Below are 9,972 nucleotides of genomic sequence, written 5' to 3'. Positions count from 1 at the left end.
TGAAGGCCGACGGGACGCCGGTCAGCTGGTGGATCTTGCCGCCTTCCGGCATGCCCTCGACGATCTCGAGTTCGCCCGGCGGATCGCCCGGCAGCGCCTGCTCGCCTTCCCAGATGCCTGCCATATCGCGGTAGTCATCGGGGCTGAAGGTGTACAGCCGGCGATGCGACCCCTCGGCCAGATATTTCTGGCACTCGGGAATGTTGGACAGATTGATATTCGGCGTCGGCAGCATCTTCTCGATATCGACGCCGGTGACCTTCTTCAGCGCCAGCGCATAGGCATGCGCATGCACCGATCCGCGGACGAGGAGATAGCCGCAGACCTCGCGGCCGGTGGGATCCGTCAGTGTCTCATAGACGCGAAGCTTGTGAAGGCGTGCGCCGCATTCGAGATGGAAATTGTGGAGGAGATCGACGATCACATTTCCGGTGGTCGTGATGAAGTCGTTGTTCCAGCTGGCGCCATTGCTGTTGACGGGGGTTGCTCCGCCGCCATTCGAGAGGAAGGCCGCGGCGAGGCGGATGTCCTTCATGTCTTCGTAGGGCGCGCCGGAGATGTCGCCGCCGTCCGCCTCGTCACCGTCATTGTCGGGCCCGTTGTTCAGCATCGCGACGCCGTTGCTGACCAGTTCGACATGGCCGAGCTCTTCGGCCGTGATACTCGCGACGAGCGAATAAAACGGCTTCAACTTGTCCTTGCTGCGGAAGTTGAAGCTCTGGAACATGTAATTCCCGAGCGTCGACATCTCGCCATACTTGCCACCCAGCAGTTCCTGCAAAGCTGCAGCTGCATTTGGATCTGGTCTCTTGGGCGCAGGCAGGTCAACCTGCAGCTTGTTCACCCTCAGGAACATGGAACTACCTCCGGAAATATTTGGGATCGTTACGGTTCAATCTGCGGTGGCGTAAACAGTTCCGATGTTTCGGGGGGCTCTGGCAACTGTCCGCTATCGGACAGAGCCGGAACAGCTGGCGGCGGTGGGTCATTGCCCCTCGCTCGGACAATGATCCGGGCGCAACGAGGAGACTCCTAAGATGGCAAGCCAGAACAATCAGGGCGGCTCGACCCGCGGTGGCACTCCCGAGCAACATGCCGACGCCGGCCGGCAGAGCCACAAAAACGACGACACCAAGAGTGGCAGCAGCAAGAGCGACAGCCGGTCGTCAGGCGCACAGCAGGGCGGTTCCACGCGCGGCGCTACGCCCGAGCAGCATGCCGAGACGGGTCGCCAGAGCCGCAAGAGCGACGACAAGGGCGGCAGCAGCGCCCAGCAGGGCGGTTCGACGCGCGGCGGTACGCCGGAGCAGCATGCCGAAGCCGGCCGGCAGAGCCACAAGAACGACAAGTAATATTTGCCGACATCGGCGGGTCCGTTCCATCAGGAACGGGCCCACCTTCACGGAAGCGGGCCAAATAGGGCCCGATATTCGGCCTCCGGCACCCCGTAGGCATCGGCCGCGAAGCGCTGCAATCCTTCGCGATCCCGGATGGTGATCAGTCCCCGCGTCGCATAGATGAAGCGATTGCCCTCCAGGATGTGGAGGGCCGTGGTGACGCTGGGTCTCCTCACGGCCAGGAGGACCGCCAGATATTCGTGGGTGAGCTTCAGCTTCTCGTCGCCGATGCGGTCGTGGCACATCAGCAGCCACCTTGCGAGGCGCTCTTCGACGTGATGCACGGCGTTGGAAAGCGCGGTGTAGGATGCCTGGGTCGAGAGGTTCGAGGCAAAGCGCAGGAGCAGTCGGCGCATCGTCTCGCTGCCGCCCATGATCTCCTTGAAAACCGCGCTGTCGATCCGATGGCCGTGCCCGCCGACCTGCATGACGATTTGGTGGGCGGACGAATCGCGGTCGAATATCGCCGCCACGGGAATGACCCCATCCTTTCCGACCATTCCGACCTCTGCCCTGAAGCCGTCTTGCGAGACACAGACGATCGAGCCGAGGCCGGCTTCGATGAAGTAGTAGTGCTCGATGACCGTGTCGGGATGGGAGATGACAAAGCTTCGGGGCAGATCGACAGGATCGAGGTGCGGGGCCAACGCGTCGAAATCATGCGTTCCCATGCAGGCCAGCAGCTGGTTCTTGATATCCTTCTTCCGGATCGACATGGCGACCCCCTTTTTGCGGCGGCGCGACTGCCGCGACGTCCCCTAGCATAGCCGGATCAAAATGCCTGGAACGGTCCGGTATCGTACAAATCGCCCCGGCAGCCGCGCCCCGATTTATCATGGCCACGGAGAGCCACTCCGCGCTTTTTGCAGGACCGCGAATGCCAGCCGCATCCTTCATGTGGCGATGGACCATCCTGTTTCATGCGCGGCCTCATTGCCCAATCATGTGTGGTTTGCAATTCGCAACATGGAACGTCCATCACAACACAATCAGCAAGGTGGCTGCGTCCTGCGGACGGGCGAGGGATACGATCCGGCCATTGGTCACGGCCGGACCGGGCTCTTCTTTCCGATCTAGGCCGCTGCCAAGGAGAACGCATGGAAACGGCATTCGGCGATATCGTCATCAGATTGACGGAGGCTGCGCTCACCGCCGATCAGCTCAGTGCCGACGCGATAACCGTCCTCTGTGCCGAGGCGGCCCGGACCATCCAGGATCTGCGGGATGAGATCGAGGAGCTCCGAACTGCTCGGAGCGACGTGGCAGCGGCCGATCATGGCAGGCGCTCGGCGAACCCTCAAGACGGCGCAGACTGTCGCTAAAACAGGTGTTCCCAAGACGATGCCGATGCTCGGACGTATTCTTCATATGGCTTGCGAACTGCCCGGCGGCGGATTCTGGGGCGGCTATTTATAGCCGGGATAGGGCGACGCCTTGAGGAGGCGTGCAAGATGGACGGTGTTGCGGGCGACCATCTTGTTAGCGGCGTCCACCATCTCGGGCGTCTTCTTCAGGTCCTTGAAGTCGACATCGCCCATTGCTTCGCCGACCCAATAGGTCGGGCCGCCAGCGGGAATCGTGAATCCGACATCGGCGAGCGCCTGGAACAGTTCTGCCGACACATGATGGGCGCCGTCTTCATTGCCGACAACCGCGACGGCGGCAACTTTGCCATAGGCAGGCGTGCGTCCCTGCTCGTCGGCTTCGTCAAGAAACGCATCCATGCGTTCCAGGACTCGCTTGGATATACTGGATGGCTGGCCGAGCCAGATCGGCGTGCCGATGAGCAGCACATCCGCCGCGATGATCTTGGCCCGCAATTCCGGCCACTCGTCGCCATCGCCTTCATCGGACGAAACGCCGGGCTTGATGTCCAGCCCTGCCACGCGAACGACGTCCGCCTTCACATCTTTTCCGAACGCGTCGATCACCAGCTTCAGCAGGCGATCGGTGGAGGAGGCGCCCTCAGCTTTGAGCGTGCAATTGAGTGCGAGTAGCGTGAGCGACGGTGCCATGATGATCCAATTCGAGCTTGCACCGATCCGGTTTGCCGATGCGGGATGGCTCTGCAACGTCGCCCGAAGGGGCGGGTTCCGGACCGGCAGCCAAAGCCTTACCAGCGCCCGCGCCGACGGAGCAGCCACGATCCTATCTCCGACTCACCAATCAAAATGGAGCAGTGCCGCCGCGCGTTTTTTCGTGGCTGGGAGGGCTACACGCTGTAGTCGGCGTCGGAGACATGTTCGGCCCAATCGACGGCCTTGCCGTCCTTGACCTCCTGGATGGCGATGTGCGTCATCGCGGTGTTCGGCGACGCGCCATGCCAGTGCCGTTCGCCGGGTGCGAACCAGATAACATCGCCCGGGCGGATTTCCTCGACCGGCCCGCCCTCGCGCTGAACGCGGCCAAGGCCCGAGGTGACGACGAGCGTCTGACCGAGCGGATGGGTGTGCCAGGCGGTTCGCGCCCCCGGTTCGAACGTCACCTGAGCGCCTTGGACGCGCGCGGGATCGAAACTGTTGAACAGTGGATCGATCCGGACGGTGCCGGTGAACCAGGCTTCAGGGCCTTTGCCTGAGGGCCGTGCACCTGCGCGGATGATGTCCATGAGTGGCCTCCTTTGCTGGAAATCAGATGGTCTGGATGCGCAGGCGATCTCCGCCGCGCGCATGGAGCGTCTCGAGGCCTTGGTCGAAGCGGCCGAACCTGATCGATCCGGGATGGCGATCGGCGGCGCCGAGCATCGCAAGATTGCCTACGAGATGAAATAGGAGAGGTCGTCGGGTTGTCGAAGGGCCCACTGCGATCTTCAGCGGGCCCGCCCGGCGGGTGGCAATCCTTGCTGGACCAATCGCTGATCGTGTGGTCGAGCAGCAGCAGATCGTCGCCATCGCCTCGCGCTCGCCCAGGGAGCGGCCGCCTTGACCGAAAGCCACTGGCGGATTCGGGGCGGCGGCTTCAAGCTCCGCAAGCCATCGATACGCCTTTTGTCCCTGAGGAGAACGCCCGATGCTGCATGCGCGCATGCTGCGCTATCTGGACGAGGTCGCCCGCTGCGGCTCGATCCGCAAGGCCGCAGCCAAGCTCAATGTCGCGTCGTCGGCGGTCAACCGACAGATCATCGCTTTTGAGGACGAGCTCGGCACGCCGCTATTCGAACGCCTGTCGCATGGACTTCGGCTGACCGCGGCCGGCGAGATCATGATCGCGCATGTCCGCAAGACTTTGAAGGAATACCAGCTGAGTTCTGAGCGCATCGACCGGCTGCGGGACTACCATTTTCCAGCCGCCTCGATCGCGACGGTCGGCGGACTAGCCTGCGACCTGCTCGCCAAGGCGCTGATGGAGTTGCGAGCCGAGCGGCCCTTCACGCGCCTTTTCGTCAGCGTGATGGATGCCGACGACATCATGGGCGTCGTCGCGGCCGGTGATTTCGATCTCGGCTTCGCTTTTGACCTGCCGGATTTCGGCGGCGTCACCCGCGCCGCCTCGCTGAAGACGCGCTATGGCGCCGTGATGGTCCCAGATCATCCGCTGGCGCGCGAGCCCGCGTTGCGCGTGAACGCGCTGCAGGATTATCCGCTGATCGCCCCGCATGTCGGCGTGTTGATCCGCGACCAGTTCGACGACGCGTGCCTGCGCAACGACATCAAGATCGACCCGGTTGTGGAATCCGATTCCTTTGAGTTCCTCCGACAGTTTGCCCTGTCCAATAAGGGCGTCGCGCTTCTGAACGAGCTCGATATCGACGATGGGCTGCGAACGGGTGCGCTTGTTTTCGTGCCGATCGTCGAACTCAAGGGCAAGACGCAGACCATCTCCGTCGTCCATCGCACGCGCGGCACGCTGGATCCTCTGCCGGGATTGATCGTCGAACGGCTCTCGACACTGCTGGAACAGCGTCGAGGCAGCGGCTGATGCCTTTTCGGTCCAGGGCCGCGCTCCAAACGATGCTTTGAGAATAGCCGAAACTGCGCACCATTCCCTTGACGGCAATAAGCCGCGGCGGGGAAGCAGGGGTGCGGACATGACTTTCGAGACACAGCAACCAAGGGTCATCAAGGTATCGGGCGGCGTATCGATCGGCGGGGCGCCGGTGTCATACACGGCCTTCATGGCGGCACTCGTCGCGATCCTCGCCTTCGTCCCGGCGTCGATCGTCGTTGGCGGCATGGGCGGTGGCTGGCCGCTGCACGATGTCATTCATCCTCTGCTCGGCCTGCTGCTCGGGCCGATCGCCGGACCGATCGCCTCGGCCATCGGCATCTTGATCGGCGGCGTCATAGCTCCCTACACCAATCTCGGACCCTGGGCGCCGCTGATGGGCGCCATGAGCGCCTTCGCCGTCGGCATGGTCATGCAGCCGAACCGGTCGCTGTGGTTCGTGCCGTGGATCATCACGCTGGCTGCCAACCTCATCTATCTCTGGCAGGCGCTGTCCTTTGGCATCAGCTTCCCGCTGTGGCTCAGCAACGTCATCACCATCGATGTCGCGCTCATCCTGATCGCCATTCCGCAGATTCGGAATTGGAGCATCGCGCGGATCCGCACAGGCGGTGTCGGCCTCAAGACCTATATCGGCTTCTTCATCGTGTTCTTCTTCGGGTCGACGGCCGGCATCCAGCTCAACTGGGTGCCATCCTTCGCCACCAATCCCTGGCCGGCCGAAGTCTGGCCGGTGCTGATCCCGATCATCGCGGTCGAGCGCCTCGCCTTCAGCGCGATCGGCGCCCTCATCGGGGTTGGCGTGGTCAGCGCGCTGCGCCGTTCGCCGCTCGCCAAGGCGACGATGGCTGGCTACTGAGCATGACGTTCGGCGGGATCGAACCAAGGGACGAGCGGCACCCGTCGCTCGTCACCTTCGAGCAGGTCGGATACGCTTATCCGGGTGGCGACCGCAGGGCGCTGGACGGGCTCGATCTGACGATCGCGCGCGGCGCGTTCGTCGGCATTGTCGGGGCTACCGGCGCCGGAAAATCGACCCTTTGCCTCACGCTCAACGGCATCGTGCCGCAATTCTTCGGCGGGTCCTTCTTCGGCACTGTGACGATCGGCGGACACGATACGCTGGAGACAGCCACCAGCCGGCTCGCCGCCACGGTCGGCATGGTGTTCGAGGATCCGGAAACGCAGATCACCGCGACCACCGTCGAGGGGGAAGTCGCCTTTGCGCTCGAGAACCTCAAAGTGCCGACTGCGGATATGCAGGTGCGAGTCGCCGAGGCTTTGCGGGCCGTCGGGCTCGCCGGACTCGAACGCAAGCATCCGGCCCGCCTCTCCGGCGGACAGAAGCAGCGCCTCGCCATTGCCTCGGCGCTCGCCCTCTCGCCCGACCTGATCGTGCTCGACGAGCCGACCTCGCAGCTCGACCCGATCGGGACGAGCGAGGTGTTCGCGCTTCTTTCGCACCTCAACCGCGAACGCGGCATCACCATCATCGTCGCGAGCCATGCCAGCGAAGAACTGGCGGCGGTGGCGAGCCGCATCCTGTTGCTCTCCGGCGGCCGCATCGTCCGGGACGGAAGTCCGCGGGAGGTTCTCGGCGACGTCGCGTTGCTGCAGCGTCATGACGTCCGGCCGCCCGACATCGCCCAGGCTTTTGCAGCCGTCGCGGCGCAGCTCGTCCCCGGCACGCCGCCGCTCGCGCCTGTCACTCTGGCCGAAGCGCCGCTCGCCTTCGCCCCTTTCGGCGAAGCCTTTGCCGCCACTGAAACGGAGCAGCCGGTAATTCTGCCAAGAGGCGGGGCGCCTGTGCTGGAGGCGGTCGGCGTTTCACATGTCTATCCCGACGGGACAGCCGCACTGCGCGGCGTCGACCTTTCGATCCGGCGCGGCGAATTCGTGGCGCTCGGCGGCCGCAATGGCTGCGGCAAGTCCACGCTTATCCGGCATTTCCTGCACTTGCTCGCGCCGTCTGCCGGGACGGTGCGGGTCGACGGCGCCGATGTCGCGGGATTCAAGATCAGCGATCTTGCCCGCCGCATCGGCTATGTCTCGCAGAACGCCCATCAGCAGCTTTTCTGCGACAGCGTCCGCGAGGAAGTCGCATTCGCTTTGAAGCTGATGAAGCGCCCTAAGGGTGAAGTCGACGCGGCGGTCGACTATGCGCTCGACGCGATGCGGCTCGTCGATCTCGCGGACCGCCATCCCGCGTCGCTGAGCCGCGGCGATCGGCTCCGCCTCGCGATCGCTGCGACGCTGGCCCCAGGGCCGGATATGCTGATCTTCGACGAGCCGACGACCGGTCAGGACTGGGCCGGCGCGCTCGCCATCCTCGATATCTGTCGTTCCCTGAACGCGCGCGGCAAGACAGTGCTTCTGGTAACTCATCACCTCTATCTGTTGGCCGGCTATGCCGAGCGCCTCGTCGTGATGGCGCAAGGGCGCGTCGTGCTCGACGGGCCGCTGGTCGACGTTCTCTATGCGGGGCCGGCGCTCGAGGCTGCATCACTCGCGCCCCCACAGACCGTCAGCTTCGCGGCCAGCGTCGGCAGCCTCGCGGCGGCAGGGCGGCGTCCGCTGTCGCCAGCATCCCTGGCCGCGCTGGTCGATCCTCGATCGGGAGCCGCTCCATGACCGCGACGGATACCCTCGTCCAGTTGCCTGCGGGGCGGTTCGCGGGCATCGATTTCCGCGTCAAGCTGGTGCTGCTGCTGCTCGCCAGCACGCTTATCTTCGTCTGGAACAATCTCATCGCCCAAGGGCTGCTGCTGGCCTTCGTCGTCGGGCTGATGCTCGCTGCGGGAACGCCGCTCGCGACGCTTTGGCGGCTTGTTCGCATCACGCTGCCGGCGCTGGTGCTCATCGTGGTGATCCAGGGCTTGTGGAGCCCGTTCGGCGTCCACCCGGTCTTCACGCTTCCGGCTGGATGGCCGCTTCTCGGCGGGGCACATGTCTTCACGGTCGAGGGGCTGCTCTTCGGCCTCGTCGTCTCCTGCCGCATCCTCGTGCCGCTGCTTGCCTTCCAGCTCGTTTTCATGACGACGGACGCCAACGATATCGTGCTCGGGCTCACCCGGCTGCGCGTGCCTTATCGCGTCGCGCTGCTGTTCTCGACGACGTTTCGCTTCGTGCCGCTGCTCCTGGAGGAATTCCAGGCGATCAAGGACGCGCAGCGGCTCCGCGGTATCGATCTCGACAGTTTCGGAATGGTGCGCAAGCTCGTCGCCATGGGGCGCATGCTGGTTCCGCTGATCACCGGCTGCCTGACCAAGGCGCAGTCGATGGAAATCGCGCTGCAGGCCCGTGCCTTCACCGGCTCGCCGGACCGGACGCAGCTGCATCCTGGGCGCGAGAGGCTCACGCTCGCCGAGCGCCTGATGATCGGCGTCGGCCTTCTTTTCTGGGTCGGCGCGATCATCGCGCGGATCGCTTTCGGTATCGGAGGATCGGTTCTTTGATCGAGGATGGTTTCGCTGACGAGGCCGCGCTTTTGACAATGCTTGAGCGTCAGGCGGACGCCTGGAAGACGGGCGACTTCACGCTCGCGAGCAAAGACTGGCATCCGGACGGAGTGCTCACCGCTCCGGGCAACCGTGTGCCTTTTGCCGCCCTCGCCGAGACCATCCGCCGCTTCCATGCCGATTTCGTCGACCTCGAGGTGACCATTACCAACGCCTTCGCGTCGGCCGACGGCAAGAAGCTTGCCTTTGAATGGCTGTGGACGGTCTCGCGCCGCCGTGACGGCGCGCGCAGCGCGACGCCGGACGCCATCATTGTCGACCTTGCAGATGGCAAGATTCTCGAATGGCGCGAATATTTCGACACCGCGGCGGCGGTGGAGGACTACCACGCCAAAGACGACGCCAGCGGACGCGCCGAAGTCGATACGGAGGATTCTGCCAGCCGCGGGACGGCCCCGTGAACGTTCTCGTCGTCTATTGTCATCCCTGCAGCGACAGCTATACCGCCGCCGTGCGCGACACTGTGGTCGCCGCCCTCGGCGAGGCGGGCCATGCCTCTGCTGTCATCGATCTTTATGGCGAGCGCTTCGATCCGGTGATGAGCGCCGAGGAGCGTCGCGGCTATCACGACGAGGCGACCAATCTCGCTCCGTTCGAGGATCATGCGCGCCATCTGCGTTGGGCGCAGATGGTCATCTTCATCTATCCGACCTGGTGGTATGGCCTTCCAGCCATGCTGAAAGGCTGGCTGGAGCGGGTTATGGTGCCAGGCTTCGCATTCAAGATGCCGACTCGCCATCGAGGCTCGCGGCCAAATCTCACCAATATTCGGCGTCTTATGGTCTTTACGACCTGCGGGGCGACCCCGCTGGTGAGCTGGGTCATGGGACAGCCGGGGCGGCGGACGCTTCTGCGCGGGTTCCGCTCGGTCTGCCATGTGCGGTGTCGAACAGGGTTCATGGCGCTCTACAAGATGGACAGCGCCAGCGACGAGGCCCGCCGGCGCCATCTCGCGCGGATTCGGAGTTCGGTACTTGGCATCAAGCCCTGACCGGGTGATGGATCTGACAGACTTGGCAATTGATCCGCTGCTGACGTTGGGAAGGTCTGCGTTCCAATGTCTTTGCGCGCCGCTTCCGCATCTCATCATGCGATTTTGAGGTTGCCTGCTA

General features: G+C 64.0%; 13 protein-coding genes. 8 read left to right on the top strand and 5 right to left on the bottom strand.

Annotated elements, in window-relative coordinates; translation table 11 throughout:
* On the bottom strand, nt 1–856 hold an 856-nt coding region (locus BUB39_RS24425), incomplete at its 3' end, for a manganese catalase family protein (RefSeq protein ID WP_073058672.1).
* 181 nt (nt 857–1,037) lie between these two features.
* On the opposite strand from BUB39_RS24425, the gene BUB39_RS24420 reads away from it, so the two are divergent.
* Nucleotides 1,038–1,352 (top strand): hypothetical protein, encoded by a 315-nt coding sequence (locus BUB39_RS24420; RefSeq protein WP_073058671.1) that lies wholly within the window; start codon nt 1,038–1,040, stop codon nt 1,350–1,352.
* 47 nt (nt 1,353–1,399) lie between these two features.
* Here the strand turns inward: BUB39_RS24420 and BUB39_RS24415 are convergent, their stop codons facing one another.
* From BUB39_RS24415 to BUB39_RS24400, 4 genes are all read right to left on the bottom strand, one after another.
* Complete coding sequence (locus BUB39_RS24415) at nt 1,400–2,113, bottom strand: Crp/Fnr family transcriptional regulator (RefSeq protein WP_073058670.1); 714 nt, start codon at nt 2,111–2,113, stop codon at nt 1,400–1,402.
* 357 nt (nt 2,114–2,470) lie between these two features.
* The gene (locus BUB39_RS24410; protein ID WP_073058669.1) at nt 2,471–2,674 is read right to left on the bottom strand and encodes a hypothetical protein; all 204 of its coding nucleotides are present in this window, start codon (nt 2,672–2,674) and stop codon (nt 2,471–2,473) included.
* Nucleotides 2,675–2,803: 129 nt separating this feature from the next.
* Nucleotides 2,804–3,412, bottom strand: coding sequence for a flavodoxin family protein (locus BUB39_RS24405; protein WP_073058680.1), 609 nt, complete (start codon nt 3,410–3,412; stop codon nt 2,804–2,806).
* Between the two features lie 197 nt (nt 3,413–3,609).
* On the bottom strand, nt 3,610–4,005 hold the full coding sequence (locus BUB39_RS24400) for a (R)-mandelonitrile lyase (RefSeq protein ID WP_073058668.1): 396 nt from the start codon (nt 4,003–4,005) through the stop codon (nt 3,610–3,612).
* Here BUB39_RS24400 and BUB39_RS25605 point away from each other — a divergent pair.
* The 7 genes from BUB39_RS25605 to BUB39_RS24370 all read left to right on the top strand — a co-directional run bounded on the left by BUB39_RS25605 (nt 4,004) and on the right by BUB39_RS24370 (nt 9,851).
* Entirely contained in the window at nt 4,004–4,168 is a 165-nt protein-coding gene (locus BUB39_RS25605) for a hypothetical protein (RefSeq protein ID WP_175561950.1), read from the top strand. The genes BUB39_RS24400 and BUB39_RS25605 overlap by 2 nt on opposite strands.
* Nucleotides 4,169–4,406: 238 nt before the next feature.
* A complete protein-coding gene (locus tag BUB39_RS24395) occupies nt 4,407–5,315 on the top strand; it encodes a LysR family transcriptional regulator (protein ID WP_084527959.1) in 909 nt (302 codons plus the stop codon).
* Between the two features lie 109 nt (nt 5,316–5,424).
* Nucleotides 5,425–6,201, top strand: a complete 777-nt coding sequence (locus BUB39_RS24390; RefSeq protein WP_073058667.1) for an ECF transporter S component — start codon at nt 5,425–5,427, stop codon at nt 6,199–6,201.
* 2 nt (nt 6,202–6,203) lie between these two features.
* Nucleotides 6,204–7,973, top strand: coding sequence for an ABC transporter ATP-binding protein (locus tag BUB39_RS24385; RefSeq protein ID WP_073058666.1), 1,770 nt, complete (start codon nt 6,204–6,206; stop codon nt 7,971–7,973).
* Nucleotides 7,970–8,797, top strand: coding sequence for an energy-coupling factor transporter transmembrane component T family protein (locus BUB39_RS24380; protein ID WP_073058665.1), 828 nt, complete (start codon nt 7,970–7,972; stop codon nt 8,795–8,797). Before BUB39_RS24385 ends, BUB39_RS24380 begins: the two co-directional genes overlap by 4 nt.
* Nucleotides 8,794–9,261, top strand: a complete 468-nt coding sequence (locus tag BUB39_RS24375; protein ID WP_244540369.1) for a nuclear transport factor 2 family protein — start codon at nt 8,794–8,796, stop codon at nt 9,259–9,261. The genes BUB39_RS24380 and BUB39_RS24375 overlap by 4 nt, the downstream gene beginning before the upstream one ends.
* Nucleotides 9,258–9,851, top strand: a complete 594-nt coding sequence (locus BUB39_RS24370) for an NAD(P)H-dependent oxidoreductase (RefSeq protein ID WP_073058664.1) — start codon at nt 9,258–9,260, stop codon at nt 9,849–9,851. The genes BUB39_RS24375 and BUB39_RS24370 overlap by 4 nt, the downstream gene beginning before the upstream one ends.
* Nucleotides 9,852–9,972: the final 121 nt, after the last annotated feature.

It is taken from the genome of Kaistia soli DSM 19436 (assembly GCF_900129325.1).
GTDB classification, from domain to species: Bacteria; Pseudomonadota; Alphaproteobacteria; order Rhizobiales; family Kaistiaceae; genus Kaistia; species Kaistia soli.
Note: the sequence above shows the minus strand (reverse complement) of the source record. Positions and strands in the feature narration are given on the sequence as shown.

Coding starts and splice junctions, on each gene's coding strand:
- BUB39_RS24420 (WP_073058671.1), top strand. CDS start 1,038: ATGGCAAGCCAGAACAATCAGGGCGGCTCGACCCGCGGTGGCACTCCC.
- BUB39_RS24415 (WP_073058670.1), bottom strand. CDS start 2,113: ATGTCGATCCGGAAGAAGGATATCAAGAACCAGCTGCTGGCCTGCATG.
- BUB39_RS24410 (WP_073058669.1), bottom strand. CDS start 2,674: ATGATCGGCCGCTGCCACGTCGCTCCGAGCAGTTCGGAGCTCCTCGAT.
- BUB39_RS24405 (WP_073058680.1), bottom strand. CDS start 3,412: ATGGCACCGTCGCTCACGCTACTCGCACTCAATTGCACGCTCAAAGCT.
- BUB39_RS25605 (WP_175561950.1), top strand. CDS start 4,004: ATGAGTGGCCTCCTTTGCTGGAAATCAGATGGTCTGGATGCGCAGGCG.
- BUB39_RS24400 (WP_073058668.1), bottom strand. CDS start 4,005: ATGGACATCATCCGCGCAGGTGCACGGCCCTCAGGCAAAGGCCCTGAA.
- BUB39_RS24395 (WP_084527959.1), top strand. CDS start 4,407: ATGCTGCATGCGCGCATGCTGCGCTATCTGGACGAGGTCGCCCGCTGC.
- BUB39_RS24390 (WP_073058667.1), top strand. CDS start 5,425: ATGACTTTCGAGACACAGCAACCAAGGGTCATCAAGGTATCGGGCGGC.
- BUB39_RS24385 (WP_073058666.1), top strand. CDS start 6,204: ATGACGTTCGGCGGGATCGAACCAAGGGACGAGCGGCACCCGTCGCTC.
- BUB39_RS24380 (WP_073058665.1), top strand. CDS start 7,970: ATGACCGCGACGGATACCCTCGTCCAGTTGCCTGCGGGGCGGTTCGCG.